This window comes from Microbacterium testaceum, from assembly GCF_006539145.1.
GTDB lineage: Bacteria > Actinomycetota > Actinomycetes > Actinomycetales > Microbacteriaceae > Microbacterium > Microbacterium testaceum.
In genome coordinates, this window is the sequence record NZ_BJML01000005.1 from 57,866 (window position 1) to 84,648 (window position 26,783).

The 26,783-nt window shown below is 69.3% G+C and carries 26 protein-coding genes; 8 read left to right on the plus strand and 18 right to left on the minus strand.

What is annotated here, in order from left to right:
- Window positions 1-30 precede the first annotated feature (30 nt).
- The 4 genes from purL to MTE01_RS08955 all read left to right on the plus strand — a co-directional run bounded on the left by purL (window position 31) and on the right by MTE01_RS08955 (window position 4,477).
- On the plus strand, window positions 31-2,373 hold the full coding sequence (purL, locus tag MTE01_RS08945) for a phosphoribosylformylglycinamidine synthase subunit PurL (protein WP_141376967.1): 2,343 nt from the start codon (window positions 31-33) through the stop codon (window positions 2,371-2,373).
- Window positions 2,374-2,431: 58 nt separating this feature from the next.
- On the plus strand, window positions 2,432-2,569 hold the full coding sequence (locus tag MTE01_RS17035; protein WP_170210666.1) for a hypothetical protein: 138 nt from the start codon (window positions 2,432-2,434) through the stop codon (window positions 2,567-2,569).
- Window positions 2,570-2,713: 144 nt separating this feature from the next.
- Window positions 2,714-3,706: a hypothetical protein gene (locus MTE01_RS08950; RefSeq protein ID WP_141376969.1), complete on the plus strand. Its 993-nt coding sequence runs from the start codon at window positions 2,714-2,716 to the stop codon at window positions 3,704-3,706.
- Between the two features lie 33 nt (window positions 3,707-3,739).
- A complete protein-coding gene (locus tag MTE01_RS08955) occupies window positions 3,740-4,477 on the plus strand; it encodes a hypothetical protein (protein WP_246078149.1) in 738 nt (245 codons plus the stop codon).
- Between the two features lie 501 nt (window positions 4,478-4,978).
- Here MTE01_RS08955 and MTE01_RS08960 read toward each other — a convergent pair.
- On the minus strand, window positions 4,979-5,206 hold the full coding sequence (locus MTE01_RS08960; RefSeq protein WP_246078151.1) for a DUF3253 domain-containing protein: 228 nt from the start codon (window positions 5,204-5,206) through the stop codon (window positions 4,979-4,981).
- An 80-nt stretch (window positions 5,207-5,286) separates the two neighbouring features.
- Between MTE01_RS08960 and MTE01_RS08965 the strand changes: the two genes are divergently transcribed.
- A complete protein-coding gene (locus MTE01_RS08965; protein WP_141376971.1) occupies window positions 5,287-6,018 on the plus strand; it encodes a YqjF family protein in 732 nt (243 codons plus the stop codon).
- Between the two features lie 118 nt (window positions 6,019-6,136).
- Here MTE01_RS08965 and MTE01_RS08970 read toward each other — a convergent pair whose 3' ends face one another.
- From MTE01_RS08970 to MTE01_RS08985, 4 genes are all read right to left on the minus strand, one after another.
- Entirely contained in the window at window positions 6,137-7,042 is a 906-nt protein-coding gene (locus MTE01_RS08970; protein WP_141376973.1) for a glycine betaine ABC transporter substrate-binding protein, read from the minus strand.
- A 137-nt stretch (window positions 7,043-7,179) separates the two neighbouring features.
- A complete protein-coding gene (locus MTE01_RS08975; RefSeq protein ID WP_141376975.1) occupies window positions 7,180-8,184 on the minus strand; it encodes an ABC transporter permease in 1,005 nt (334 codons plus the stop codon).
- Window positions 8,184-9,518: a quaternary amine ABC transporter ATP-binding protein gene (locus MTE01_RS08980; protein WP_141376977.1), complete on the minus strand. Its 1,335-nt coding sequence runs from the start codon at window positions 9,516-9,518 to the stop codon at window positions 8,184-8,186. Before MTE01_RS08980 ends, MTE01_RS08975 begins: the two co-directional genes overlap by 1 nt.
- A 383-nt stretch (window positions 9,519-9,901) precedes the next feature.
- On the minus strand, window positions 9,902-10,207 hold the full coding sequence (locus tag MTE01_RS08985) for a chorismate mutase (RefSeq protein WP_103207297.1): 306 nt from the start codon (window positions 10,205-10,207) through the stop codon (window positions 9,902-9,904).
- A gap of 80 nt (window positions 10,208-10,287) precedes the next feature.
- Here MTE01_RS08985 and MTE01_RS08990 point away from each other — a divergent pair, with 80 nt between their 5' ends.
- Window positions 10,288-11,412: an AI-2E family transporter gene (locus MTE01_RS08990; protein ID WP_141376979.1), complete on the plus strand. Its 1,125-nt coding sequence runs from the start codon at window positions 10,288-10,290 to the stop codon at window positions 11,410-11,412.
- Between the two features lie 356 nt (window positions 11,413-11,768).
- Here MTE01_RS08990 and MTE01_RS08995 read toward each other — a convergent pair whose 3' ends face one another.
- The 7 genes from MTE01_RS08995 to MTE01_RS09025 form a co-directional block, all read right to left on the minus strand.
- Entirely contained in the window at window positions 11,769-12,971 is a 1,203-nt protein-coding gene (locus MTE01_RS08995) for a lactonase family protein (RefSeq protein ID WP_141376981.1), read from the minus strand.
- Window positions 12,971-14,257 (minus strand): adenylosuccinate synthase, encoded by a 1,287-nt coding sequence (locus tag MTE01_RS09000; RefSeq protein WP_141376983.1) that lies wholly within the window; start codon window positions 14,255-14,257, stop codon window positions 12,971-12,973. Before MTE01_RS09000 ends, MTE01_RS08995 begins: the two co-directional genes overlap by 1 nt.
- Window positions 14,258-14,353: 96 nt before the next feature.
- The gene (locus MTE01_RS09005) at window positions 14,354-15,112 is read right to left on the minus strand and encodes a FadR/GntR family transcriptional regulator (RefSeq protein WP_116239728.1); all 759 of its coding nucleotides are present in this window, start codon (window positions 15,110-15,112) and stop codon (window positions 14,354-14,356) included.
- Window positions 15,113-15,122: 10 nt separating this feature from the next.
- Window positions 15,123-16,286: a mandelate racemase/muconate lactonizing enzyme family protein gene (locus MTE01_RS09010; RefSeq protein WP_141376985.1), complete on the minus strand. Its 1,164-nt coding sequence runs from the start codon at window positions 16,284-16,286 to the stop codon at window positions 15,123-15,125.
- A gap of 31 nt (window positions 16,287-16,317) precedes the next feature.
- A complete protein-coding gene (locus tag MTE01_RS09015) occupies window positions 16,318-17,187 on the minus strand; it encodes a carbohydrate ABC transporter permease (protein WP_246078153.1) in 870 nt (289 codons plus the stop codon).
- A 7-nt stretch (window positions 17,188-17,194) separates the two neighbouring features.
- Window positions 17,195-18,070 (minus strand): carbohydrate ABC transporter permease, encoded by an 876-nt coding sequence (locus tag MTE01_RS09020; protein ID WP_103207312.1) that lies wholly within the window; start codon window positions 18,068-18,070, stop codon window positions 17,195-17,197.
- Window positions 18,071-18,145: 75 nt separating this feature from the next.
- The gene (locus MTE01_RS09025) at window positions 18,146-19,513 is read right to left on the minus strand and encodes an ABC transporter substrate-binding protein (RefSeq protein WP_116239633.1); all 1,368 of its coding nucleotides are present in this window, start codon (window positions 19,511-19,513) and stop codon (window positions 18,146-18,148) included.
- Between the two features lie 216 nt (window positions 19,514-19,729).
- Here MTE01_RS09025 and MTE01_RS09030 point away from each other — a divergent pair, with 216 nt between their 5' ends.
- Both MTE01_RS09030 and MTE01_RS09035 read left to right on the plus strand, forming a co-directional pair.
- Window positions 19,730-20,455 carry a Pr6Pr family membrane protein gene (locus tag MTE01_RS09030; RefSeq protein WP_170210667.1) on the plus strand — a complete coding sequence of 242 codons (726 nt, stop codon included), beginning with the start codon at window positions 19,730-19,732 and terminating at the stop codon, window positions 20,453-20,455.
- 31 nt (window positions 20,456-20,486) lie between these two features.
- Window positions 20,487-21,164, plus strand: a complete 678-nt coding sequence (locus tag MTE01_RS09035; RefSeq protein WP_174799669.1) for a peptidylprolyl isomerase — start codon at window positions 20,487-20,489, stop codon at window positions 21,162-21,164.
- Here the strand turns inward: MTE01_RS09035 and MTE01_RS09040 are convergent.
- The 6 genes from MTE01_RS09040 to MTE01_RS09065 are packed head-to-tail and all read right to left on the minus strand — an operon-like array spanning window position 21,151 to window position 26,689.
- Window positions 21,151-21,978, minus strand: coding sequence for an inositol monophosphatase family protein (locus tag MTE01_RS09040; RefSeq protein ID WP_103207318.1), 828 nt, complete (start codon window positions 21,976-21,978; stop codon window positions 21,151-21,153). The two genes, MTE01_RS09035 and MTE01_RS09040, sit on opposite strands and share 14 nt — an antisense overlap.
- On the minus strand, window positions 21,975-22,694 hold the full coding sequence (locus tag MTE01_RS09045; protein ID WP_141376992.1) for a glycerophosphodiester phosphodiesterase: 720 nt from the start codon (window positions 22,692-22,694) through the stop codon (window positions 21,975-21,977). Before MTE01_RS09045 ends, MTE01_RS09040 begins: the two co-directional genes overlap by 4 nt.
- A complete protein-coding gene (locus MTE01_RS09050) occupies window positions 22,691-23,773 on the minus strand; it encodes an ABC transporter ATP-binding protein (protein WP_141376995.1) in 1,083 nt (360 codons plus the stop codon). Before MTE01_RS09050 ends, MTE01_RS09045 begins: the two co-directional genes overlap by 4 nt.
- Window positions 23,770-24,591: an ABC transporter permease gene (locus tag MTE01_RS09055; RefSeq protein WP_141376998.1), complete on the minus strand. Its 822-nt coding sequence runs from the start codon at window positions 24,589-24,591 to the stop codon at window positions 23,770-23,772. Before MTE01_RS09055 ends, MTE01_RS09050 begins: the two co-directional genes overlap by 4 nt.
- Entirely contained in the window at window positions 24,591-25,538 is a 948-nt protein-coding gene (locus tag MTE01_RS09060) for an ABC transporter permease (RefSeq protein WP_141377000.1), read from the minus strand. The genes MTE01_RS09055 and MTE01_RS09060 overlap by 1 nt, the downstream gene beginning before the upstream one ends.
- Window positions 25,538-26,689 carry an extracellular solute-binding protein gene (locus MTE01_RS09065; RefSeq protein WP_141377002.1) on the minus strand — a complete coding sequence of 384 codons (1,152 nt, stop codon included), beginning with the start codon at window positions 26,687-26,689 and terminating at the stop codon, window positions 25,538-25,540. Before MTE01_RS09065 ends, MTE01_RS09060 begins: the two co-directional genes overlap by 1 nt.
- Window positions 26,690-26,783 lie beyond the last annotated feature (94 nt).

Genomic DNA, 26,783 nt, shown 5'->3' on the forward strand with positions numbered 1-26,783 from the left:
CCGGCCCCTGCGATCTTGGAGCTCAGCCGCGTGACCACCCCGAACCCCTCCGCCGCCCGCACGGCTCTCGCCGATACCGTCGAGAACGCGATCGCCACGCCCGAGAAAGAGCAGCCGTACGGCGCCCTCGGCCTCAAGAGCGACGAGTACGCCCAGATCCGCGAGATCCTCGGTCGCCGCCCCACCAGCGGCGAGCTCGCGATGTACTCCGTCATGTGGAGCGAGCACTGCTCGTACAAGTCGAGCAAGATCTACCTGCGCCAGTTCGGCCAGAAGGTCAGCGACGAGATGAAGACCCGCCTCATGGTCGGAATGGGCCAGAACGCCGGCGTCGTCGACGTGGGCGACGGCTGGGCGGTCACCTTCAAGGTCGAGTCGCACAACCACCCCAGCTACATCGAACCCTTCCAGGGTGCGGCCACGGGCGTCGGCGGCATCGTGCGCGACATCATCTCGATGGGCGCACGACCCGTGGCGGTCATGGACCAGCTGCGTTTCGGCGCGATCGACCACCCCGACACCCCGCGCGTCGTGCACGGCGTCACCAGCGGCATCTCGTTCTACGGCAACTGCCTGGGCCTGCCGAACATCGGCGGCGAGACCGTGTTCGACGCGGTCTACCAGGGCAACCCGCTCGTCAACGCCCTCGCGGTCGGCGTCATGCGTCACGAAGACATCAAGCTCGCCAATGCCACGGGCGTCGGCAACAAGGTCGTGCTGTTCGGTGCCCGCACGGGCGGTGACGGCATCGGCGGCGCCAGCATCCTGGCATCCGACACCTTCGCCGACGGCGGACCCACCAAGCGCCCCGCGGTGCAGGTGGGCGACCCGTTCGCCGAGAAGGTGCTGATCGAGTGCTGCCTCGAGCTGTACAAGGACGATCTGGTCGAGGCGATCCAAGACCTCGGTGCCGCGGGCATCTCGTGCGCCACGAGCGAGCTCGCCGCCAACGGCGACAGCGGCATGAGAGTCGAGCTCTCGAAGGTGCTGCTGCGCGACCCCTCACTCACGCCCGAGGAGATCCTCATGAGCGAGAGCCAGGAGCGCATGATGGCGATCGTCGCGCCCGAGAAGCTCGACGCCTTCCTCGCCGTCGTCGGCAAGTGGGACGTCGAGACGAGCGTGCTGGGCGAGGTCACCGGCGACGGCCGCCTCGTCATCGACTGGTACGGCGAGCGCATCGTCGACGTCGACCCCTCGACCGTCGCGGTCGACGGCCCCGTCTACGAGCGCCCGGTCGCCTACCCGACGTGGATCGACGCGCTGCAGGCCGACTCCGCCGTGACGCTGCCCCGAGCGACGGATGCGGACACCCTCCGCGAGCAGTTCACGACCCTCGTCGCGAGCCCCAACCTCGCCGACACCTCGTGGATCACGAACCAGTACGACTACTACGTGCTCGGCAACACCGCGCTGAGCTTCCCCGACGACGCCGGCATGATCCGCGTCGACGAAGAGACCGGCCTCGGCTTCGCGATCGCGACCGACTGCAACGGCCGCTACAACCAGCTCGACCCCTACAACGGTGCGAAGCTCGCCCTGGCCGAGGCATACCGCAACGTCGCCGTCACGGGTGCGGTGCCCACCGCCGTCACCGACTGCCTCAACTTCGGCAGCCCCGAGAACCCCGAGGTCATGTGGCAGTTCAGCCAGGCCGTCGAGGGTCTGAGCGATGGCTGCCTCGAGCTCGGCATCCCGGTCACGGGCGGAAACGTCTCGTTCTACAACCAGACCGGCGACCAGCCGATCCACCCGACCCCCGTCGTGGGCGTCCTGGGCATCATCGACGACGTCGCCGCGCGCATCCCGAGCGGATGGCAGGATGCCGGCGAGAACCTCTACCTGCTCGGCATCACCGCCGACGAGCTCGACGGTTCGCAGTGGGCCGGCACGATCCACGACCACCTCGGCGGTCGCCCGCCGAAGGTCGACCTCGCCCAGGAGCGCAAGCTCGCCGAGCTGCTGCAGGCCGCGGGCTCGCAGTCGCTCGTCTCGAGCGCGCACGACCTGTCATCGGGCGGTCTCGCTCAGGCCCTCGCCGAGGGCGTCCTGCGCTTCGGCGTCGGCGCTCGCGTCTGGCTGACCGAGCTCATGGAGCGCGACGGCGTGGATGCCACGGCCGCCCTGTTCAGCGAGTCAACCGGCCGCGTGCTGGTGAGCGTTCCGCGCGAAGAGGACGTGAAGTTCCGCGGATTGTGCGACGGCCGCGGCTACCCGGTGCTGCGCATCGGCGTGACCGACGTCGAGCCCGGCACCGAGGCCGCCCTCGAGATCCAGGACGTCTTCACCGTCGCCGTCTCGGAGCTGCGTCGCCTGTCGACCGAGACGCTCCCCGCGGTCTTCGGACCCACCGTCTCGGAGCCGGCGGCCTGAGGCCTCAGACCCGGGGCACCGGACCGCACCGCACCGCACCGCCGAGAGGAGACGCGCGATGACCGATGACGACGACGACATGACCGTGTTCAGCGACAAGCGTCAGAAGCGCGTCAAGATCACCGCGTGGGTCGTGATCGGCGCCCTCGTGCTCACCGGCGGCGGTGCCACGGTGATCTCGCTGATCCTCGGCTGAGTCCCTCGGTCCCCGGCAGTCGGGGTCGCCTTCTGTCGCCGGGGCGGCAACAGGCGCCCCCGGCGCCGGCGCACCCGGCCCACGGCTGCGGATTCCGGCCCGACGCCCAGCCTGCTGTCGGAGGCCCGGCATAGCATGGGGACCGTGGAACCGCTGATGGCCCTTCTGGTCGACTGGTGGTGGATCGGCCCGGCAGCGGCCGGTGCGGGCACCGTCGGCTGGCTCGGCGTGCGCCGTTCGCGCCAGCATGCGCTTCCCGCCGGTGCGACGACCACGACCGGTCGAGCCGTCCGCGCCTGGTCAACGCGTCCCCTCGGCAAAGCCGCCGCACGCCGCCTCGAACTCGACGCCGCCGTGCTCGACCTCCAGGTCGCGCGCACCGCCGTCACCCGCGGACGCGCCGACGTCAAGGTCGCCGACGCCGAGGTAGTCCGCGCCCAGGCCGAGCGGGCGGCATCCCGGGTGTCGTCCGACGCGGTATCCGCCGCGCGCGGCCGCCTGACCGATGCACAACGAGATCTGCGTGCCGCGATGGCCGAGGTACGTGCCCGCCGCGCGGGAGTCAAAGCCGCAAAGGCCATGCTCCCGGCGATCCGCTCGGGCAGCGCACCGCTTCCCGTCGCCCGTCTGCTGGCCGAGCACGATGCGATCCTCGCCCGGTGGATGGCCTACGAGACCGACCCCGGCCTCGCCATCGACTTCCCGCAGATGAGCGACTCCCGCTCGCCCCTGCTGGCGGATTTCCTGCGCGCGCACGAGAAGGCGCAGTGGCTGCGTCCGGCCTCGGTGCAGACGCGGCTCGAGCCGGCCGACTTCCTCGCCTATCGCGACGCCGTGCGCCGCACCGCCCACGCCTTCGACCGCGCCGAGCGGGCGGCCCGTCGCGGCGACCGCGAGCAGCCGAACACCCAGAGCGACGACGCGTGGACGCGTGTGGCATCCGACCTGGCCGAGACGGCTCAGCGCGCCCTCGCCCGCTCGATGGAGTCGATGGGCCGAGCGGCCGCTCGCAGCTGGAGCGAGCGAGGCGCCAGACGAGCCCAGAAGAAGACCCCGGATGCCGGTGATTCGCGGCCGCGGAACGGCTCGGTGTGGCCGCCTCCCGCACGCGATCGGCCGCCGACATCGCCTTTGTGAGAACCGCTGGGGAGAGCGGCGTAGCATGACGCCGTGGATCACTTCTGGACCTTCGCCGGCAGCTATTGGTGGCTCGTCTTCCCCCTCTTCGGAATGACGATGGGCGCCATCAACGCACGGGTGAAGCACCGCGAGGTCACCGCGCGGCGACGCCACCGCGAACAACTCGAGCTGATCCGCGCACAGGGCGGCGCGACCGCCGCCAGCGCCACCCCCCTTGCGGCCCCCACCGACGGACAGCAGCGCGTCGTCGCGGCACAGGACGCCGTCACCCACCGCTGGCTCGAGTACGAACTCGACGCGTCGAAGCTCATCACCTATCCCGCGATGAGCGACGGACGCCAGCCGCTCACCGCCGCTTTCCTGCGGGCGAAGAAGGCCGCCGACAACCTTCGCCCCGACGACGGCGAGACGCTCACTCCCGAACGGCTGCGAGAGTATCGCGACGCCGTCACCGACTACGAGGTCGCCTTCGACGTCGCCGAGCGCGACGCCCGACGTGTCAAAGACGCCGCCTTCACCCCCGACGAGCGCAAACGCCTCGACACCGCCAAGCAGCTGCTCACCGTCGCGACCGACCAGGCCGCCACACCGAGCGAACGCCAGCTCGCGTACAAACGCGTCCGTGAGGAGCTCGACGGGCTGATCCTGCTGTCGGACGAGGCCGTCGACGTGCTCGAGAAGAAGGTGGCTCTCGAACTCCCGCGGGCAGCGACCGCGCCCCCGGCATCCGCGCCCCCGGCCGAGACCGCGCCCGACTCCGCCGCCTGACCGTGCCCGCCTCCGGGGCCGATGCGCCCCGAAGTCGGAACACCGCAGCAGAATCGGATGCCGCGCCCTCTGGCATCCGATTCCGGTGACAATCTCCGATTTCACGACGGACGATGCGCCCGCGGCAACCTCACCACCTCACGAACGCGTCGCGATCTGAGAAACCCGCGCCCTCAGTGACACCCGCGCGCGACCACCCGCACCACCCGCAGAATCGGAACACCGAACCAGAATCGGATTCCGAGACCCCGTGGCATCCGATTCCGGTGCGAATCTCCGATTCTGCGATGGGTGGAGCGCCCCACCACCGGGTCCATCTCCCGACTCGGCCCCGCCTCGAGCTGCCGAACACGGGCGCCTCAGCGAGCACCCGCCCCGCCGCACCGCACCGCACCGCACCGCACCGCAGAATCGGAAAATTGCCGCAGAATCGGATGCCAAGGTCGCTGGCATCCGATTCCGGTACGAATCTCCGATTCTGCAGCGGCCACAGCAGCCGTCTCAGCGCACGCGACGAATCCGTACCGGCCCCCGGGCGGTGGTCACGTCGACCACCTCGCCCTTCTGCGTGACCTCGACCTCTCCCCGCTCGACCAGCGAATGCGCGGCGTCGCGTGCCGGCTGCATGAGCTCGCGCCAGTCCTCGCCGCCGACCGCGCGCGCGGCCTCGGACGGGCAGATCGTCTTGCCGGCGTCGCGCGCCGCGAGCAGTTCGCGGATGGATGCCACGAGCCGAGGGTCTGCACCAGATGACGGGACCATCTGTCCAGTGTCCCTCCGCGCCGAGGCGACGGGGCCACAATGGCCCGGTGATCACCGAGCGCCACGCCCCTGACCTGCCCGGACGCGCCGTCATCGCGCAGCGCTGGAGCCGTGCCGTCTTCGTGCACTGGCGCGTCGATCCGGGCGAGGTGGCGCGGCTCCTCCCACCGGGGACCCGCCCCGACGTGCACGACGGCTCCGCCTGGGTGGGCCTCGTGCCGTTCGTGCTGAGCGAGTTCCGGTTCCTGCCGCTGCCACCGGTACCGCTGTTGGGCACCTTCACCGAGATCAACGTGCGCACGTACGCCGTCGACGACGAGGGTCGCCGCGGGGTCGTCTTCCGCACGCTCGAGGCCGAGCACCTCGCTCCCGTCCTCGCCGCTCGCGCCCTGTTCGGCCTGCCGTATCGGTGGGCCCGGACGGGAGTGCGTACCGAGGGGGCTCGCATCGAGTTCCGGTCACGGCGTCACGGGGGTCGGCATCCGGGAACCCGGGTGCGGGCCGCACTCGGCACCGACACGGTCGACACGCCCCTGTCGCGCTTTCTCACCGCGCGCTGGGGCTTCCACGAGCAGCACCTCGGCCGCACGATCTGGGCCGCCAACGCGCACGAGCCCTGGCCGCTGGTCACCGCCGAGCTCGACGTCCTCGACGACGGCCTCGTCGCCGACTCCGGCTTCCCCCAGCTCGCCGGACGCACCCCCGACTCAGTGCTGGCGATGCCCGCCGACCACCCCGGCTTCATCACGCGTTTCACGAGAACTCACGCGATCGGGTGAGCCCGCGGCCAACGGGCCTCGCCGACGACTCCTCACGGGTTCGCGGCACCGCCTGCCCGTGCCCCACGACGACGCCCCCTCCACCGCGAGGGCGAAGGGGGCGTCGTCGTGTGAGAGGTCAGTCGCGCTGCGTCGAGAACGCCGAGGGGTTCTTCTCGAGCCAGGCGTCCACGGCCTCGGCCTCGCGGCCCTCGCCGTACTCGTTGACCACGAGGTCTTCGAGCGAGCCGTACTGCTCGTCGTCGAGCTGGATGCCCTTGATCAACTCAGCGGCATCCGGGTACTTCTCTTCGAAGCCCGAGGTGCCGAGGAAGTGGAGGGCCTCGGGGTCGCCCATGAGGCCCTGCGGGTCTTCGAGGTCTTTGACGTCATAGGCGTCATTGGCCCAGAACGGACGCCACAGCGTCACGGCGATGTCCTTCTTCGCCGCGATCGCGTTGTCGAGCTCGGTGAGCATCGCGGCGGTCGAGGAGGTCACCAGCTCGAACTCGCCGTCGAGGCCGTAGCCGGGGAGCATGGTCTCCTGCGTCTGGGTGGTGAGGCCGGCACCCGGCTCGATGCCGTAGATGCGGCCATCGAAGCGCGCGGCGTTGCCCTTGAGCTGGTCGATCGAGTCGATGTCGACGTAGCTGGGCACCGCGATGGTCAGCTTGGCGTTGTCGTAGTACGCGCCCAGGTCTTCGATCTTGTCGCCGTAGCGGTCCATGTACGACTTGTGGGTCAGCTCGGGCCAAGCCGAGGGGTAGATGTCGACGTCGCCCTGGGCGAGACCGGTGTAGAGCGGACCCGCCTCGGTGAGGGTCTGCATCTCGACCTTGTAGCCGAGCTTGCCGAGCTGGTCTTCGAGCAGGTACGCGGTGCTGAGCCCGTCGGTCCACGAGGGCAGGAAGCCGAGGGTGATCGTGCCCTTCTCGCCGCCGTCGCCCGAGCCGCCTTCGGCCATGTTGCCGCTCGCGCAGCCGCCGAGCAGCAGGGCGCCCGCGGCGCCGAGGGCGAGGGCGGAGGTGAGGTGTCGCTTGTTCATTGCTGTGTTCTCTTCCGTTTCGTATGTGATTCCGTGGGTGCTTCCCCGGGTGAGGGGTCGTTCGCTGTCGCCGAGAGCTCGCCTGTGCGACGGAAATCGACCCCTCGCGCCGGAGAACGAGGGAGGGATGCCGGGACTCAGCGCCCCGACGACACCGGCGCGCGACGCGGTGAGGCCTTCTCACGCTCGGCCTCGCTCGCGACATCCGCCGAGGTGGTGTCGACATGCGACGCCGCAGTGGCTCCGGCGGCGACGGCCGCGGCGGAACGCACGGCCCGGCGCCGAGCCAGCACGCCCAGCAACGAACCGCGGTTGTCGGCCCGGTTGCCGAGGGCAGCAGTGAGCCGGTCGAGGTACACGGCGAGGACGACGACGCTCAGGCCCGCCTCGACGCCCTTGGGCAGGTTGACCGTCGAGATCGACTGCACGACCTCTTTACCCAGGCCGTCGGCCCCGACGATGCCGGCCACGACCGCCATCGACAGCGCGAGCATGATGACCTGGTTGACGCCCGCCATGATCGTGGGCATCGCGAGCGGGAGCTGGATGCCGCGGAGGATCTGCCCGGGGGTGGCCCCGAACGCGTGTCCCGCCTCGACGGTCTCGGAGTCGACCCCGCGGATGCCGAGCTCGGTCAGTCGCACGCCCGGGGGCAGCGCGAAGATGACGGTCGAGACGACACCGGGCACCACGCCGATGCTGAAGAACGTGATCGCCGGGATCAGGTAGACGAAGGCGGGCATCGTCTGCATGAAGTCGAGGATCGGCTTGAGCACCGCGCGGACGGTGGCGTTGCGTGCCGACCAGATCCCCAGCGGCACCGAGATGGCCACCGCCACGATGGTGGCCACGAGCACGAGCGCGAGCGTCTGCATCGCGGTGACCCACTGGCCCATCGCGAGGATGAGGGCGAAACCGATCACTGTTCCCAGGGCAAGCTTCCACGAGCGCAGCAGCCACGCGAGGGCGGCCGCGATGACGATGACCACGACGATGGGAGCGGCGAGCAGTACGTCGCTGAGCCCGCCGACGAGGAAGCGCACGACCAGGGCGACGACGTCGAACAGGCCCGAGAGGTTGTCGCGGACCCAGTCCACGCCGGCATCCACCCAGGAGCCGACCGGGATACGGAAACCGTTCATCAGCGCACCCCCTCGGTCTCGGATGCCGTGACCCCGGCGTCGGCGGGGGTCCCGTCGAGCGCCGCGTCGATCTCGGCGGAGGGAAGGGGCTGGGGCAGCACGGTGAGCTCCTCGGTGGCGGTGGGACCGGGGCCGAGAGCGGCGAGCAGGGTCACGCGCGGGATGACTCCGGCGAGGCGACCGTCGGCGTCGAGGACGGCGAGAGGAAGGGGTGATTCGACCGACGGCACGAACAGGTTCATCAGCACGTCGTCGACGCCGACGCTCTGCGGGAGCGGCTTGAGCTTGCCGAGCAGCGAGTTCTCGCCGGCGCGGACGAGCTTTATGGCGTCGCGGTCGGTGATGATGCCGAGCGGCTTGCGGTCGCGATCGGTGACGTAGACGGCCGACATGTAGGCGTCGCGCATCTGGCGCAGCGCCGTGCGGGGTCCGGCGGAGGCGTCGACGCGCGGACGCGGGCGCTCCATGACGTTGCCGGCGGTGAGCACGCGGGCACGGTCGACGTCCTGCACGAACTGCTCGACGTAATCGTTCGCCGGGTCGGTGAGGATGTCTTCGGGCGTACCGATCTGCACGATGCGGCCGTCGCACATGACGGCGATGCGGTCGCCGAGGAACATCGCCTCGTTGAGGTCGTGGGTGATGAAGACGATGGTCTTCTTCAGCGTCCGCTGCAGCTCGAGCAGCTGCTCCTGCATCTCTCGACGGATGAGGGGGTCGAGGGCGCTGAACGCCTCGTCCATCAGCAGGATGTCGGTGTCGGCGGCGAGTGCGCGGGCGATGCCCACGCGCTGCTGCATTCCGCCCGAGAGTGCGGAGGGGAGCTTGTCGCCCCAGCCCTCGAGGCCGACGAGCGCGAGGATCTCGTTCGCCTTGGCGAGGCGCTCGGTCTTGCCGACGCCGCGGAGCTCGAGGGGGTACGCGACATTCGCCGCGACCGTGCGGTGCGGCAGGAGCGCGAAGTGCTGGAAGACCATCGCGAGGCGATCGCGCCGGAGCGACCGCAGGCGCGAGGCGCCGACGCCGGTGAGGGCATCGCCCTTCACCTCGACGGTTCCGGCGGTGGCCTCGTGCAGGCCGTTCAGCATGCGGATGATCGTGGACTTGCCGGAACCGGAGAGGCCCATGATGACGAAGATCTCGCCCGGCTGTACCTCGAAGCTGGCGTCGATGACGGCGGCGGTCCCGTCGTCGGCCACGTCTTCGCGGCGGGCGCCGGAGCGGAGCTTGTCGACGGCGGCCTGAGGGGCGCGGCCGAAGACCTTGAAGAGATTCTTGGCGGCGAGAGCGGGCGCCGTGGAAGCGGGCGCCGCAGAGGCAGGCGGATGGGTCACTGTGTGCACCTCAGCGGCCTCGGGTGGCCGCAGCGGTCACGCCCGGGTGGCAGCCGTCGGCGCTCTCCGGGGGTGGAGCACGTCAGCGTCGGATATCGGATCCGGCGCTCAGGCCGCCGACCGTACGCTCACCGGGCCGACTCCCCCGAGTCGTCACCGGCGACCGCGGACTGGTCGGGTGGGCGGCCCGTGATCGGGCCTCTACAAACGTTTCACGCTGACGGATTCCCTGGCAAATCGCTCGCGGCCTTGCGATCCCGCATGCCGTGTGGCACGCGTGCGCGCGTGGACGAGGCACCGTCGCCGCTTCCCGCGGCCACGCGTCAGTTGTCAGCCCGGGCGTGTCGCAACGACCGCGACGGTGCGCGGTTCGAGGCCGCGCGTCAGTCGGCGGCGGGCTCTGCGGCCGCCGACCGGTGGTGACGGATGACCTCCGCCACGACGAAGTTGAACCACTTCTCGGCGAAGGCGGGGTCGAGGTCGGCCTGTTCGGCCAACTGCATGAGCCGGGCGATCTGCTGCTCTTCGCGGGAGGGGTCGGATGCCGGCATCCCGTGCTTCGCTTTCAGCACCCCGACTTGCTTCGTGCAGCGGAAGCGCTCCGCCAGCAGGAAGATCAGGGCGGCGTCGATGTTGTCGATACTTCCGCGCAGCCCCTGCAGAATCGTCGAAGGATCGGCCTCGGTCATGTGTCCTCCTCAATCGCTCCGACCCTACCGTTCGGCGCCAGCCTGCGAGGACGACTCTCAGCGAGTCCTACAGTGTGAGCATGAGCCGATCCACGCGCCCCGACCCCACCGCCGAAGGCGCAGATGCCGGGGCCACCACCTCGCGCGACAAGCCGGTCTGGTCGGCCGTCTCCCGCCCCTACGCGGCCGGGTTCTTCCTGACCCTCGGTGGGCTGACCGCGATCCTTCTCGGACTCGCGCTCTCGAGCCTCTCGACCGTGCTCGTCTACATCGCGATCGCCCTCTTCGTGGCTCTCGCCCTCGATCCCCTGGTGCGCTTCCTGGTGCGCCGTGGACTGGCACGGGCCTGGTCGATCGTGATCGTGTTCGGCGGGCTCGCCGTCATCCTGGCCGGGGCTCTGTGGTTGCTCATCCCGCCGGTCGTCCGGCAGGTCGAGCAGTTCGTCGGCGACATCCCGACCTTCGTGAACGACCTGATCGACAGCGACGCCGTGCGGTGGGTCGAGAGCAACTTCGGCGACAGCCTCGGTGACGTCCTCAAAGAGGTGCAGGGCTTCGCCACGAACCCCGCCAACATCGCCGCGATCGGCGGCGGACTCCTGCAGGTCGGCGTGAACATCGGCGCCTTCGTCTCGGGCGCGATCATCGTGCTGGTGCTGAGCCTGTACTTCCTGGCATCCCTGCCCAAGATGAAGAACTCGCTCGTACGCCTCACTCCCGCCCGGAGCCGGGAAACGGTCGCCGATATGACGGGTCAGATCACCGACTCCGTCGGTGGCTACCTCGCCGGGATGGTCGTGCTGGCGCTGTGCAATGCCGTCTTCGGCTTCATCGTGCTGACCATCCTCGGTCAGCCCTTCGCGGCGCTGCTCGCCGCTATGGCGTTCGGCATCACGCTGATCCCGCTGGTCGGCTCGGTGCTGTTCTGGGCGACGGCCACCGTGTTCACCCTCATCGTCAGCCCGACCGCGGGCCTCATCTTCGCCATCGTCTACCTGGTGTACATGCAGATCGAGGCATATGTTCTCACCCCCCGGGTGATGAACCGCACCATCTCGATCCCGGGTGCTCTGGTCGTCATCGGCGCACTCGTCGGCGGCACGCTGCTCGGCTTGCTCGGAGCGCTCGTGGCGATCCCCGTGACCGCCTCCGTGCTGCTGATCGTCAAGCAGATCGTCATCCCGCGGCAGGACGCCAAAAAGTAGAGCGGCGCAGCGCCGCACCCCCACGCATAAACGCTCTCCGCGCCCATAAACACGCTGTCCCCCGCGTTTACGAGCGCGGATCGCGTTTATGGGTGTCCGCGGACGCGATACCCGGTGCGACCTGGATGGCGAGCGGCGACGCCCGGCGACGCCCGCTCCCCCACGCATAAACGCCTTTTGCACCCATAAACGCGCTGTCCTCGCGTTTACGAGCGCGGATCGCGTTTATGCGTGCTCGACCCCCGTGATGGGCGCCGCCGCCGGACCCTCGCCGGCGGTGACGGTCCTCGAAGACGCCACGCTCGTGAACGCCGTATCCCGCGCAGACCGCCGCGGGGCGGGCCGCACGCAGTCGCTCAGCGCATCGGCAGCAGGCGCGTCGGCGACGGCGACGGGGTGCGGTGGCGAACCCGGCCCGGAACACCGGTGCGGGTGTCGAGCGACAGCGACACGATCTCGTGCGCCAGCTGACCCGCCACGAGGAGGGTGTCGTCGACGACGAGGTGGTGGCGCGGCCAGTGCGTGCCCGTCTCGGCGAGGGCGAGCAACTGCACCTCTTCGCCGTGCCCGCGAACGGACAACACGCCCACGGTGTCGCTGCCGCGGACGCCCGCGTACAGCGTCGTCCCGTCGCGGCTCATCGAGAGCTCCGCCGCCGTGTCGGTGGGAAGGGTGCCGAGCAGCGGTTGGCCCGAGACCACGTGCCAGCGCCCCGCACGGTCGGGCGCCAAGACGAAGACCTCGCAGCTCAGCTCGGTGACGACGTAGAGGTGGCCCGATGGATGCCAGAGTCCGTGGCGGGGTCCGCTGCCCTTCGGAAGCGCGACCTCCTGCACCAGGATCAAGCCGCCCTCGTTCGCGCTCCAGAAGCGCACGAGGTCGAACCCCATGTCTGTCGTGGCCACGAGGCCGTTGGCCAGGAACACCGCCTGATGGGCGCGCGAGACGCGTGCACCAGCCGCAGCCTCTTCCGATTCCGCATCGGTGAGGGGGACGTCGTCATACGCCGGGATGAGGTGCGCGTACTCCTCGCCCGCGGCCTCGCGGAGCGCGCGCGCTGCGGCGGCGAGATCGGGGACGACCGCGCCCGAGACCCGGGCGCCGGTAGACACGCTGGCCTGCTCCGAGGATGCCCCGTAGGGATCGGCGGCCTCGGCGGAGACGATCGGACGCGACGGCCGCCCCTGCGCATCCAGCGCCATGCGGACGACTCGCCCGTCGCCCCAACAGCTCGCGATCAAGAACGAGGCGTCGGGCGAGACAGCGACGTGGCACACCGCTCCGCCGGCCTCGACGGGCGGGCCGAGGGGGGACAGCCGCGTCTCACTCGATCGGCGAAACGCTTGGACCGTGCCGTCGAACTCGACGGCGGCATACAGGATGTCGTCGTTCGAGGGATGGGCGGCCACCCACGACGGCGATCCGGGCACCTCGGCCGCGGTCGCGACCATGCCGAGGGGGCCACCGGCGCCGAGCGCGTCGCGCTCCCCCGCTTGCAGGATGCCGATGCCCTCCGCCGACCCGGTGTCCGGGGCGTAGGCACCGACCCAGAAACGCATCAGTCGATGAGGTCGTGTCGCACGATCACCTGGTCGCGAGCCGGGCCCACGCCGATGACCGAGATGCGCGTGCCGCTCATCTTCTCGAGCGCCAGCACGTAGTCCTGCGCGTTCTGCGGCAGGTCGTCGAACGTGCGGGCGGTGGAGATGTCTTCGCTCCAGCCGGGGTAGTACTCGAGGATCGGCTTCGCATGGTGGAAGTCGGTCTGGTTCACCGGCAGATCGTCGAACCGCTCGCCGTCGACGTCATAGGCGACGCACACGGGGATCTGTTCGAGACCGCCGAGGATGTCGAGCTTGGTCAGCACCAGATCGGTGATGCCGTTGATGCGCGTGGCGTACCGCGTGATGGGGGCGTCGTACCACCCGACTCGGCGGGGACGACCGGTGGTCGTACCGAACTCGAAGCCACGGGAGCGCAGCCAGTCGCCGCTCTCGTCGAACAACTCGGTCGGGAACGGACCCGAGCCGACGCGGGTCGTGTACGCCTTGACGATGCCGACGATCCGATCGAGCCGATTGGGGCCCACTCCCGAGCCGGTCGACGCGCCGCCGGCGGTCGCCGAGGAGGAGGTGACGAAGGGGTAGGTACCGTGGTCGACGTCGAGCATGGTGGCCTGGCCACCCTCGAAGACGACGACGTCGCCCGCTTCGAGCGCGTCGTTCAGCAGCAGCGACGTGTCGGCCACCATGGGGCGCACGCGCTCGGCGTACGACAGCAGGTCTTCGACGATCTCGTCGGCCGTGATCGAGCGGCGGTTGAAGATCTTCACCAGCAGGTGGTTCTTCTGGTCGAGGGCACCCTCGACCTTCTGCCGCAGGATGTTCTCATCGAAGAGGTCCTGCACGCGGATGCCGACGCGGTTGATCTTGTCGGCGTACGCCGGGCCGATTCCACGGCCGGTGGTGCCGATCATGCGCTTGCCGAGGAAGCGCTCGGTGACCTTGTCGAGGGTGCGGTGGTACTGCGTGATGATGTGCGCGTTGGCACTGATCTTGAGGCGGCTCGTGTCGAGACCGCGCGCGTTGAGAGCCTCGAGCTCGTTGAAGAGCACCTCGAGGTCGACGACGACACCGTTGCCGATGACGGGGGTGACACCCGGAGACAGGATGCCGCTGGGCAGCAGGTGCAGCGCGTACTTCTCGTTGCCGATGACGACGGTGTGCCCGGCGTTGTTGCCGCCGTTGAACTTCACCACCCAGTCGGTTCGTTCACCGAGCAGATCGGTGGCCTTGCCCTTGCCTTCGTCGCCCCACTGGACGCCGACGATCACGATTCCGGGCATGTGCGCTCCTCGCGTCTGATTCCGGCGGTACACCCCATCCTATCGAGCGGGTGAGACACGCCCGCGCGGAGCGGACGGGGCGCAGCGGGCGACGCGTCAGGGGTGCAGGTGGTGGTCGCCGTCGGGGAGACGGCGTCGACGCCACGAACCGAGGATGTGCTCCTCCATGGCGACGCGCGCGGCGGTGGGGTCTCCCGCCTCCATGGCGGCGAACACCCGCTCGTGCTCCGCCAGCGTGCGCTCGACGGCGTCTTCGGGGTTGTTCCCTTCCCAGCGCAGCGACTGCCGGGGTCGCACGAAGAACGAACGCGCGATGGTCGCCGCGATGCGGTTGCGGCTGGCCGACATGGTGGCGAGATGGAAGTCCTTGTCGGCCTCGAGGAAGGCCGGGTTGTCGTCCTGCAGGCGCCGCATGTCCTCGAGATGTCCGCGGATGAGGATCAGGGATTCGGGGCTACCGGTGCTCGCCACTTCGCCGGCCATGACGCCTTCGAGGGCCGCTCGGACGACGCTCACCTCGTCGAGCACGCCCAGGGATTCGTCATGGCGCACCAACGCGTCGAACACATCGGGGTCGAGCACGTTCCAGTCGTTGAAGTGGCGCACCTGGGTGCCGCGCCCCTGGGCGACGACGACCAGGCCCTTTTCTTGGATCCGTTTGATGCACTCGCGGATGACGGTGCGGCTCACGCCGAACTCGTCGCACAGCGCCTGCTCGGGGGGCAGGAATTCGCCGACCGCCACTGCGCCCGTGACGATCATCTCGACGAGCTCTTCGAGCACCCGCACACCGATGCGGTCGATCTGGCCCCTTCTCGGATTCGCGAGCTGCGCGTCGATGGGGGCGGAAGGCATGGTGAGCACTTTACTCCGGCGATGGCTCCCGGGGCGGGAGCCGGACGCCCAGTTCCAGCCCTGCGCGGCTGCTGCGCACATGCGGCCCGCCGGCACCGCCCCACACGAAGTCCGTCGATCCGTCGAGCACCGCCGTGTCGAGAGCGACACCGCCACCCGGCTGATCGCCGAGCACGAGTCCGCCGTCGGCGATCTCGCAATCCAGGATGACGCCCTCGGGGGCACGAGGCGTCGTGACCTCGGTGAGGAGATGGTTCGGCAGCGACGTCGCGACGTTCGCCACGGCGTAGTTCGACGTCATGCCGATCGGGCTGACCGGGAGATCCCTCGCGTGCGAGGCGATCGCCACGCGAAGGGCGTGCGTGACGCCCCACACCGCCGAGGACTGCACGATGTCGACCGCCTGCGCGTCGAAGAGCTGACGGTACTGCTCCAGTCCCGTGAGGTTCTCGCCGGTCGCCACCGCCGGGGCGATGCTGTCGCGCAGCCGGCGGAGTCCCTGTGCGTCCCACCGACGCAGCGGCTCTTCGATCCAGGACAGTTCGACGGTCTCCTCGAGGTGGCGGATGTACCGCACCGCCTGGGGCAGGTTCCATGATTCGTTCGCGTCGAGCATGACCAGCGGCTCGTCGGTCGCGCGGCCGAGGAGATCGCGGGTGAGCGCGAGACGATCGGCGTCGAGCCGCACATCGCGTCCGCCCTTGAGCTTCGCGGCCGTGAATCCACGATCGCTCATGTCGGCGTAATAGGCGGTCAGACCGTCGGAGTCGAGGGCGATATCCAGGCCCGAGGCGTACCCGGGAACGAAGCGGTCGCGACCGCCCAGAAGTCGCCAGAGCGGCTGGCCGGCGGCCTTCGCCTTGATGTCCCAGAAGGCGCTGTCGAGCGCTCCGATGCCACCGAACACGGCGCCGCCGTGGCCGATCTTGAACATGCGCGCGATCATGCGGTCGTACAGAGCCGAGGTCGCACGGGGATCTTCGCCCTCGACGGCCTCGAACAGGTGCGGGATGCCGTCGTGCATGCCCATTCCGATGCCCTCGATGCCCTCGTCGGTCTCGACGACGACGATCGGGAGGGCCGTGACTCCGGAGTCGATGAAGCCGTTGACGTCGCCCACGGGACGACCCCAATCGAGGGTTGTATTGATGAGCCGGTAGCCGGTGATCTTCATGCGTGTACTTCTTTCGTCCCGCGAAGCGGGCTTATTCCTTCGTCCCGCCGGCCGTCATGCCCTCGACCAGGAACCTCTGCGAGAAGAGGAAGACGATCAGGATCGGGGCGACCGAGACGAGGGTGGCCAACGCCATGACCGGCAGGTCGAGAGTGACCGACGCGGCGGAGGTCGGGTTGAACAGCGGCACGTTGGAGAGCAACTCCGCGAGACCGACCTGGATGGGGGCTTTTCGACCGGGCTCCATGACGAAGGGGAGGAAGTAGTTGTTCCAGTTGCCGACCAGGTTGAAGAACCCCACGAGCGCGATCACGGGGGTGGCCAGCGGCAGAGCTACCGCGGTGAAGACGCGGAGCTCGCTGGCCCCGTCGATCCGGGCCGCGTTCAGCAGATCCTTCGAAACGCTCGTCGTGAAGTAGATGTACGTCAGGTACACCCCGAACGGGAAGAACGAGAACGGCAGGATCACCGCCCAGGGGGTACCGACCAGCTTGAGCGCGCTCATCTCGAGGAAGACCGGGAGAACGAGAGCGGTGTTCGGGATCAGCATGACGACGAGGGTGATGATCAGCAGCACCCCGCGTCCGCGGAACTTCGTCATGGCGAGGGCATAGCCGGCGGAGATGGTCACCAGGAGCGTCAGCACGAGAGCCACGCCGGTGTACAGCGCGGCGTTTCCGGTCCACTGCCAGATGACACCGTTCTGGAACTCACTGAGTCGTGCCCAGTTGTCGGCGATCGTCGCGAAGGAGCCGAAGCTGAAGGGCGGCTGGCCCGTCAACTCCGTCGACGACTTCGTGGGCGCGAGCAGCAGCCACACGATCGGCAGGCCGAAGACCACCGCGAAGAAGAGGATGACGACGGTGACCAGGGAGGGGCCCAGGAAGCGGGCCGGGGTCACGGTGCGCTTAGTCGCGTTCAAAGAGTCCCCCTCGGAAGACGAAGAAGGCGGCGAGTCCGGCGGCGACGACGAGCAGGAGCAGCGAGATGGCGGCCGACCCGTTGAAATCGTTCTGCCGGAAGGCGTAGAGATAGGCCACCTGGTTCAGCGAGTAATCGAGACCGACGACGCCCTTGCTGGCCTGCGACAGCACGCGCGGCTCGACGAAGAGCTGCGTGCCGGCGGCGAGCGACATCACGGCCATGTACGAGATCCACTTGCGAAGGAGCGGGATCTGAATGTGCCAGGCCGTGGCGATGGGACCGGCGCCGTCGATGCGCGCGGCCTCCATGACCTCGACGCTGATGTTGTTGAGGGCGCCGTACATGATGACGATCCAGCCGCCTGCTCCCGCCCAGAAGGCGATGACGGTGAAGACGATCGGGAGGTTCCCCTCATTTCCGACCACGTCGACGAACGTATTGAAGCCCAGAGCCCGGAGGAAGCCGCTGACCGGGCTGACCGTCGGGTCGAGCATGAAGAGCCAGAGCAGCACGCTCGAGGCGCCGGCGAGCGCGCCGGGGATGTAGAAGATGAACCGTGCGGCCGACGAGAGCCACCGGACGCGGATCGCGTGGACGATCACCGCGAGGATCACGACGATGATGATGAGGCTCGTGAGCCAGATCGCCACGAAGGCGGCGACGTGGCCGACCGCGGGAAGGAAGCGATAGTCCGCGACGACGCGCTGGAAGTTCTCGAACCACACGAACGCGCCGTCCCGGGTGAAGGCGAGGAAAGCGGCGTAGAGGGTCGGGAAGACCCCGAAGGCCAAGAGCAGGAGGACGTACCCACCGATCATCAGGTAGGCGAACGTCGATTGGGCTCGACGTAGGGAGAGCATGGTCACTTCCGTTTCGGGAGAGGGCTGGCCGCGGCGGTGTCGAGCCGCGGCCAGCCCGTGGAGAGATTCGGACCCTTACTTGGCGACCGTGTAGCCCTGCACCTGCGCCTGGTTGTCCATCTCGGTCTTCCACGCGTCGGTCACGCTCGCGACCGTCTTGCCCGCCGTGATAGCGGGAAGGACGACCTTCGAGAACGCGGCCTCGATGCTGAAGCTCGGGTAACCCCAGCCCTGCCAGACCGACGACGCGGCTCCGGAGATGTTCTTCTGGAAGTCGCCGACGTAGAAGTTGCTGGCCGCCTGCTCCTTGAGCCACGCGTCCGCCGCCGACTGGTAGGCCGGCAGGCCGGAGGCGAGCTTGACCGCGTCGTCGGAGCTGGTCACGTAGGTGAGGAACTTCTTGACGGCATCGAGGTTCTTCGAGTGGCTCGAGCCGTACCAGACGCCGCCGCCGACGTTGCCGGTGACCTTCTCACCGTCAGACCAGCTGAGCGCCTGGCCCACGCCGACCGTTCCGGCGGTGTAGTTCAGGCTCTTGTCGTTCTGGAACAACGCCCCGGAGTACCAGGCCGGACCGGGGATGCCGAGCAGCTTGTCCTTGTACTTGGTGACGAAGTCCGCGCCGAAGACGCTGTCGGTGACGAGCGTCTTGTTGGCGAGCATGTGGTCGATGAGGTCGGTGACCTTCTCGGAGTTCGGGTCGGAGAAGTTCGAGGTGAACGTGTCGCCCGACGCCTGGAAGATCGGCGCCTCACCACCCCAGTAGTACACGTAGGGCGCCTGGAAGGAGTCGCCCACCGAGCCGAGGATGTAGCCGGGGTGCTCGGCGGCGACCTTGTCGCTGAGCGTCTTGTAGTCCTCCCACGTGGTGGGGATCGTGTAGCCGAACTGGTCGAAGAGCGTCTTGTTGTACCAGAACACCACCGGTGCGAGGTCGTTACGCAGGCCGTAGACCGTGTCGTCGACGGTCATGGGTCCGAGTGCGCCCGTGGTGAAACCGTCGAGGAAACTCTGGTCCATGAGGCCCTTGTTCAGCGGCGCCGCGAAGGCCTGAACGCCGTTGTTCTCTTTGGATGCCCAGGAGGTGTCGTTCTGCTGCGTCGAGAACACCACGTCGGGCCAGCCCTCCCCGGACTGGTCGAACAGCGCGATCTTCTGCTGGAACGACCCGGATCCGCCGGAGCCGCCGTCGTAGGTCTCGATGTTGAGCTTGACGTCGGGGTTGGCCTTCTCGAAAGCCTGGGCGAGGGGTTCGCGCGAGGAGTCTACCCACACGGTGATGGCGCTCGAGGGGTCCTGCTCGGCGGCGGTGAAGCCGTACGGGCTGCTGGAATCGTTGCCGCTCGAGGCGGGGCTGCATGCGCTGAGCGCAAGAGCGGAGACGACGGCGAGACCGCCGGCGAGGGCGAGGCGGCGGCGAGCGCCGGGGAAGTGCTGCGGCATTGCGAAAGCTCCTGTCTTCTTCGACGAGGTCGGGTGACCGTACGCTAGCATAGAACATACGTCATATGTTTCGTCAACGCTCTCCGATCACGAATTGGCAACGCCTTCCGCGTCGCCGTCGGGGGCTTCCGGGAACGGACCGCCGGTGCGTGACCTCATGGACGGGGGCCGCTGCAACCCCTCCCCCTGCGTCCGGGCCCTCCTTAGCCTGGAGCGATGCAGAGATCGCGCGGGTGGGCTATCGGATGGAACACGGCGCGCGTGGCGGTGGCCGTACTCGTCCTCGTCGCGGTGGGCGCACAGTTCGTGTCGTCGACGGCCGAGGCCGCCGCGCGGGGCCGGGACGTCACGACGGTGGTCGCCAACTTCTTCAGCTTCTTCACGATCCTCTCCAACGTCTCGTCGGCGGTCGTGCTCGCCTGGCTCGGCGCCCGTTTCTTCGCGCGCGGTCGTCGAATCGACGTCGATCCGCCCGCCCTGGCGACCGCTCTCGCGTTCGCGTCGACCTACATGATCGTCACCGGCGTCGTCTACAACCTTCTGCTGCGCGGCATCCCCCTGCAGCCCGAGACGGTCGGCTGGTCGAACGAGATCCTGCACGTATGGGGACCGCTCTTCCTCCTCCTCGACGTGGTCCTCGGACCCACGCGACGGCGACTGCCCTGGTCGGCGGCGTTCGCGGCGGCGATCTTCCCCATCGCCTGGATCGTCTACACGCTGCTGCGCGCGCCACTCATCACCAACCCGACGACGGGCGCACCCTTCTGGTACCCCTACCCCTTCCTCGATCCGAACACCGGCGGGTGGGGCAGTGTCGCGGTCTACATCGTCGTCATCGCCGTGGCCATCATCGCCCTCGCCCTCGGTGTCGTCGCGATCGGTCGGGCACGCGGCATCCGGATGCCGATCGACCCGGCGCACCAGAAGCAGCCCCTGCACTGACGGGTCGAGGTCGACGCCCTACCCTGGAGGCGTGCGCACTCGACTGATCTCCGCGGCCCTCGCCGCCTCCGCCCTGCTTCTGCTCGCCGGCTGCGCCGGAGGCACCACGTCCGCTCCCGCCCCCGCGGCGAGTGCCTCAAGCTCGAGCGCCGCTTCGGGCGACTGCTCCTACCCGACATCGGGCCAGCCGTCCGCGGACGTCACCCCGCCGGCCGCGGGCACGGAGCGCCCCACCGGAAAGATCGAAGCGACCCTCGAGACCTCCGCCGGCGCCATTCCGATCACCCTGAACGGTGAGCGCACCCCGTGCACGGTCGAGAGCTTCGTCTCTCTCGCGCAGCAGCAGTACTTCACCAACACCGAGTGCCATCGCCTCACCACGCAGGGCATCTTCGTCCTGCAGTGCGGCGACCCGACCGGCACGGGCCGCGGCGGCCCCGGCTACCGCTTCGACGACGAGCTCGACGGCAGTGAGACCTACCCCGCGGGCACCGTCGCGATGGCCAACGCGGGCCCCGGCACGAACGGTTCGCAGTTCTTCCTCGTCTACGCCGACACGAAGCTGCAGCCGAACTACACGGTCTTCGGCACCATGTCGCCGGAGGGACTCGAGGTCGTCAAGAAGGTCGCCGCGGCGGGCACGGCCGGCGGCGCGGCCGACGGCGCTCCGGCGACTCCGGTCACGATCACCGGCGTCACGATCGGCTGATCGCGGCGCGAGCATCCGACGCCGACCGGGCGAGAGCCCGCGACCACACCGCAGACATCTCGTCGGCGACGAGCCCGGATGCCACGAGCACACCGCCGCGGCGGGGGAAGAGCGATCGGCGACCGTCTTCATCGCGCACCTCCGCCCCGGCCTCGTGGGCGATGAGCACCGCGGCGAGGTGATCGATCGGGCTGAACCGGTGCACCAGCGCGGCGCACCCGCGGCCCGCGGCCGGCCCGAGGAGCGTCAACGTTCCCGAGCCCATGACGCGCAGCGTGCAGAACGCCGCCGTGAGCGAGAGCGCGACGCCGTCCATCCCGGGCCAGGGCTCGTGGCCCGCCAGCTCGGTGCCGACCACTCCCCCGCGCAGCCCCGCGCGCTCCGGCAGGTGCAACGGGATGCCGTCGCGTCGAGCGCCCTGCCCGGCGACCGCATCGAACACCGCGTTCTGCCAGGGCTCCGCAACGACGCCGACGAGTGGCTGATCGTCGACGGCGAGCGCGAGCGAGAAGGCCGTCCAGGGAACGCCGTTGGCGAGATTGGTGGTTCCATCGACGGGATCCAGGTACCAGGTCGGAACACCGGTTCTCGCACTGCCCCCGTACTCCTCCCCGACGAACGCGTGGTCGGGAAAGCGATCGAGCACGACCTCGCGCACTCGCCTCTCGATCGCGCGATCGAGCTCGGTGACGAGGTCGGCCGGATGCGCCTTGGCGTGCACCGCCGTCACCCGGTACGCGCGCGTCTCGTCGATCGCCCATCGCGCGAGGTCCACCGCCAGTTCGCGGGCCGCGGATAGATCTGTCGGGGTCATCTGCTCTGCTCCTTCGTTGCGGATGCCGATCGCGTGGCGATCATCGCCTGCAATCGATCGAGGCGATTGGTGGTGATGGTGTCGATCCCGAGCTCGATCGCCCGGACGAGGTCGCTCTCGTCGTCGATCGTCCACGCGGTGACCGGCAGGCCCAGGTCGTGGACGGCGTTCACGAACCGATCGTCGACCACGGCAAACGGCGCGTTGATCAGCACCGGCGACAACTCCTCCAGGTCGAGTGACACCGGGGGCTGCTCGTGCGCCCACGGCAGCCAGATGCGCGCGTCCGCGTCCAGCTGACGGAGGACGCGCATGGCCTCGAGATGACCGCACCAGTCGACGACGACGCCCGAGGCCGCGACGACCGCGTGGGCCGCGGCGGCCGGGCGGGCGGCATCCATGTCGATCACCAGACGACTCTCGGTGTCGGCGAACAACGGCAGAACCTCGGCGAGGAGGGGCGGCCGGTGATCGGCGTCGCCGAAGGCGACGAGCTCGACGGTACGAACGTCCTCGATCTCGCGCGGGTCGCCCCAGAGCCGATCCAACGTGGCGTCGTGCAGGACGACCACGTCGCCGTCGGCGGTGAGACGCACATCGATCTCGACGACGGCCGCGCCTTTGGCGAGCGCCGAGCGCATCGCCGGCAGGGTGTTCTCGCACAGGCTGCCGGAGTCCCCCCTGTGGGCGCAGGCGCGCGAGACGCGTGCCGTCATCGTGACACCGCATCGACGAGACGGCCGTCGCGATACACCAGGGCCGAGGCGATCGAGGCGTATCCGCTGGTCCCCACCGTGGGCGGCTCCCCCGGAACGAAGGCGTCGAGGGTCGCGTCCTCGCGGCGCAGGCGCACCCGGTGGAAGTGCCCGTGCGGAACGACCCGCTCCACGCGCGCCGGCACGGCACCGGGCCGGGGATCGAGCGTGAAGACGACGTCTTCGGGGCGGATGCCGACGACATCGGCGCCCGGAACGAGGCGCGTCCCGTCGAACCCGCCCTCGAGGCGGTTCATCGAGCCGATGAACGTCGCCACGAACTCTGTCTCGGGCCGCCGGTAGAGCTCGCCGGGAGCGCTGAACTGCTCGACGCGACCCGCGTTCATCACGGCCACGCGATCCGAGATCGACAGGGCCTCCTCCTGGTCGTGCGTCACGACGACCGTGGTGATGCCGAGCCTCTGCTGCAGGTCGCGGATCTCTTCGCGCACCCTGACCCGCAGCTTCGCGTCGAGGTTGCTGAGCGGCTCGTCGAGCAGCAGCACCTCGGGCTCCTGCACGAGCGCGCGGGCCAGGGCGACGCGCTGCTGCTCGCCGCCCGAGATGCGCGGCGGGCGCGAGTCGCGGTGGTGCAGCAGGTTCACCAGCTGCAGCACGGCGTCGACCCGCTCGGCGATCTCGGCGCGCGGGAGGCGACGCAGACGCAGCGGGTAGGCCACGTTCTTGGCCACGGTCATGTGCGGCCAGAGGGCGTAGTTCTGGAACACCATCGCGCTCGGCCTCTTGTCGGGCCCGAGCCGGGTCACGTCGCGGCCCGCCATCTCGATGCCGCCCGCGTCGGGGGCGAGAAAGCCGGCGATCATGCGCAGAGTCGTCGTCTTGCCGCATCCCGAGGGACCGAGCAGGGACACGAGCTCGCCCGGCTGCACGGTGAGGTCGAGGTCGTCGATGATGGTCCGCCCGCCCAGGGTCTTGCGCAGAGAGCGCAGGCGGAGCCCCGCGGAGGGGTCGGACGAACCCGCCGGCGACGGCGAGAGCGAGGTCGGATCGGCCGCGATGGTCACAGCATGCTCCTTCATTTGAGCTGGAATCCTTCGGCGAGCTGACCGCCCATGACGTGCTTGCGCACGGCGAGCAGGAGCACCACCGAGGGAATGGCGAGCAGGATCGAGAACACCGCGGCGACCTGCTTGGGGAAGTTGAGGACGAGGGAGTACATCTCGGTGGGCATCGTCACGATGTCGGGGGCGCCGACCAGGTAGGTGCCCTGGGCTTCGTCGAAGGCGGCGAGGAAGGCCATCACGCAGCCCACCAGGATGCCGGGGAGGGCCAGCCGCAGGGTGATGGTGAGGAAGACGCGCACGCGGGACGCGCCCGCGTCGCGCGCCGCCTCTTCGAGCGAGCGGGGCACCGAGGCGAAGGCGGCCGCGGGAATCCACGTCATGAAGACGATCGTTCCGAGCAGCTGCACGATCACCACGCCCGCCACCGTGTTCATCAGCCCGAGCGCGTAGTACAGCGAGGCGAGGGTGGCGAACAGCCCCATCTTGGGGAACGCGTTCGTGGCGAACAGACCGATCAGGAACACTCGCCGCCCGGGGAACTCGAATCGCGCGAACGCGTAGGCCGCCGGCAGGCAGACGACCGCCGCGACCACGACCACGATCGGGGTGATGGCGAGGGAGCTCTGGATCGACGACGCGAGCTGCGGGTCGGTCAGCACGGTCGACCACCAGCGCAGCGTCCACGAGTCCGGCAGCAGGTGCGGATAGGTCCACGTGTCGGCGAAGGCGTGGGCGCCGAGCCAGACGAGCGGCCCCAGCACGAAGACCAGCAGGACGACGGCGAACAGCACGGCGGCCGAGGTGCGCAGGGCCGTGGCGAGCGCCCGGGGCATCAGGCCCTCCCCTCGCGACGAGCGGTGCGGAAGTTGGCCCACACGTACAGTGCGCCGATCCCGGATGCCGCGGCGAACACGACGAAGGCCATGACGATCGACTGCTGCGGCTCGTTGTACGACGTGAACGAGTTCGCCAGCGCCACCCCGAGCATCGTCGGCGCATTGGGGCCGGTGAAGTACGGCACGGTGTACGAGCCGATCACCCCGATCGCGGTGAACGTCACGGCGATGACGATGGGCACCGCGCTCATCGGCACGAGGATGGTCCGCACGATGCGGACCGTTCCCGCACCGGCGTCGCGGGCCGCCTCGATCATGGCATCCGGGATCGACTGCAGACCCGACGTGATCATGAGCACGGCGAAGGGCAGAGACGTCCACGCCGAGCCGATGACGACGGCGACCGGGGTGAACGCCCACACCGGCGCATCGAGGCCGACCGCCGCGAACAGGCTGGTCAGGAAGCCGTCGGCCGAGTAGAAGGTCAGGATCGCCCACGACGCGATGACGACGGGGATGAACAGCGGCACGATCGCGACCGCCGAGAGCAGCCGCGCCAGGAACCCGCCGCGCAGGCGCAGGAAGAGACCGATGCCGGCGGCGAGCACGAGCACGATCGCGGTGCTGGCCAGGGTGACGCCGAGCGTCAGGCCGAGGTTCTGCCAGAAGTCGTCGGCGCCGAACACGTCGCCGTAGGCGGCGAGCGTGGGCACGGCGCCGTCGGCGCGGTGGACGTTCTGCCCCACCGCGGCGATGACCGTGTTGAGGCCGCCGGTGAACCCGACGCTGAACGCGAGCGCCGTCACCACCGGCACGCCCACGAACAGGGCGATCACGAGCACCGGGGGGAGCGCGAGCAGGAAGCCGGCCGCCGCCGCCCGCCGAGCCGGGTGGGCTCGACGGACGGCGGGGCGCGCCACCCGCGGTGCGGTGGCGGCGGTCATCACTTGCCGGGGACCTTCTGGGCCCACGCCTTGTTCATGTCGGCCGCGTTGGCCGAGAAGTAGCCGGGGCGCAGGTTCGCGATGTCGGCGTCCTTGAACGTGGACTGCACCGATGCCGGCAGCTTGTCGAGCGAGATCACCGGGTAGCCCGAGATGCTGTCGGCGACGAGCGCCTGGGCCGTGGGCGAGAGCACCCACGAGAGCAGCTTCTCGGCATCGGCCTGACGCGGCGACGCCGCGGGGATGCCGAGGTAGCTGGCGCCGCCGGTGAACGAGGGGTCCGAGATCTGGGTGTAGGCGATGTTCGAGGGGATCTGGCCGTTCTTCACGCCGGTCACGAACTGATCGCTCCACACGGGCGCCATCGAGATCTGCCCGCTCGAGAGCAGGTCGAGCACCTGGCTGTTGCCGTTGGGGTAGACGCCCTTCTGGTACACCGAGGGGTTCAGGCCGGCGAGGGTGGCGAACCCGGTGCTCCAGTCGCTCTCGAGGTCGGGGGCGGCCTCGGTGGCGAGCTTCGTGCGGTCGGCCGCCGAGATGCTCTGGTCGAGCACGGTCGTCACGAACGAGGCGCCGCTGCCGCCCGTGCTGGGCGCGCAGTAGGTGAAGCGACCGGGGTTGGCCGTGATCCACGCGAGCAGGTCGGCGAGGGTCTTCGGCGGGGTGGCGACCGTCTTGGTGTCGTAGGCGAGCACGACGCTCGACCCCCGGTAGGGCACGCCGCCGTTGCCGCCGGCCTGCACGAGAGCTGCGGGTACGTCGGAGAGCGCGGGCACCTGGTCGGCGGTCACGGGGGTGAGTAGACCGGATGCCGCGACCTGGGTCACGAAGCCGGCGTCGACGAGGTCGTAGCCGGGGTCCTGGTGCTGCACCGTCGCTGCGGTGAGCTTGGCCACGGTCTGCTGGTCGTGTGCGCCGTGCAGGTCGAAGTCGACCTTGACCGTGTAGCCGGGGTTGTCCTTCTCGAACGCGGGGATGAGCGTCTTCTGCCAGAGGTCCTGGATGTTGGTGTCGGCGCTGAGGAAGACGGTGAGGGTCTTGTCGGACCCGTCGGACGACGAGCCGTTCGAGCCGCTCTGGCTGCAGCCGGCCAGGGCGAGCCCGACGGCCGCGACGGCGGCGAGGGAGGCGATCAGGCGAGGACTTTTCACGGGGTTCTCCTGTGAGAGGAAGGGGGTTCGGGTGCGTCGTCCCGTGCGGCGCGAGGACGACGGTGTCACGCTAACTCGCGCGCTCATTTGCGGC

Coding starts and splice junctions, on each gene's coding strand:
- MTE01_RS17035 (WP_170210666.1), top strand. CDS start 2,432: ATGACCGATGACGACGACGACATGACCGTGTTCAGCGACAAGCGTCAG.
- MTE01_RS08970 (WP_141376973.1), bottom strand. CDS start 7,042: ATGAACAAGCGACACCTCACCTCCGCCCTCGCCCTCGGCGCCGCGGGC.
- MTE01_RS08975 (WP_141376975.1), bottom strand. CDS start 8,184: ATGAACGGTTTCCGTATCCCGGTCGGCTCCTGGGTGGATGCCGGCGTG.
- MTE01_RS08985 (WP_103207297.1), bottom strand. CDS start 10,207: ATGACCGAGGCCGATCCTTCGACGATTCTGCAGGGGCTGCGCGGAAGT.
- MTE01_RS08990 (WP_141376979.1), top strand. CDS start 10,288: ATGAGCCGATCCACGCGCCCCGACCCCACCGCCGAAGGCGCAGATGCC.
- MTE01_RS08995 (WP_141376981.1), bottom strand. CDS start 12,971: ATGCGTTTCTGGGTCGGTGCCTACGCCCCGGACACCGGGTCGGCGGAG.
- MTE01_RS09000 (WP_141376983.1), bottom strand. CDS start 14,257: ATGCCCGGAATCGTGATCGTCGGCGTCCAGTGGGGCGACGAAGGCAAG.
- MTE01_RS09005 (WP_116239728.1), bottom strand. CDS start 15,112: ATGCCTTCCGCCCCCATCGACGCGCAGCTCGCGAATCCGAGAAGGGGC.
- MTE01_RS09010 (WP_141376985.1), bottom strand. CDS start 16,286: ATGAAGATCACCGGCTACCGGCTCATCAATACAACCCTCGATTGGGGT.
- MTE01_RS09020 (WP_103207312.1), bottom strand. CDS start 18,070: ATGCTCTCCCTACGTCGAGCCCAATCGACGTTCGCCTACCTGATGATC.
- MTE01_RS09025 (WP_116239633.1), bottom strand. CDS start 19,513: ATGCCGCAGCACTTCCCCGGCGCTCGCCGCCGCCTCGCCCTCGCCGGC.
- MTE01_RS09030 (WP_170210667.1), top strand. CDS start 19,730: ATGCAGAGATCGCGCGGGTGGGCTATCGGATGGAACACGGCGCGCGTG.
- MTE01_RS09040 (WP_103207318.1), bottom strand. CDS start 21,978: ATGACCCCGACAGATCTATCCGCGGCCCGCGAACTGGCGGTGGACCTC.
- MTE01_RS09045 (WP_141376992.1), bottom strand. CDS start 22,694: ATGACGGCACGCGTCTCGCGCGCCTGCGCCCACAGGGGGGACTCCGGC.
- MTE01_RS09050 (WP_141376995.1), bottom strand. CDS start 23,773: ATGAAGGAGCATGCTGTGACCATCGCGGCCGATCCGACCTCGCTCTCG.
- MTE01_RS09055 (WP_141376998.1), bottom strand. CDS start 24,591: ATGCCCCGGGCGCTCGCCACGGCCCTGCGCACCTCGGCCGCCGTGCTG.
- MTE01_RS09060 (WP_141377000.1), bottom strand. CDS start 25,538: ATGACCGCCGCCACCGCACCGCGGGTGGCGCGCCCCGCCGTCCGTCGA.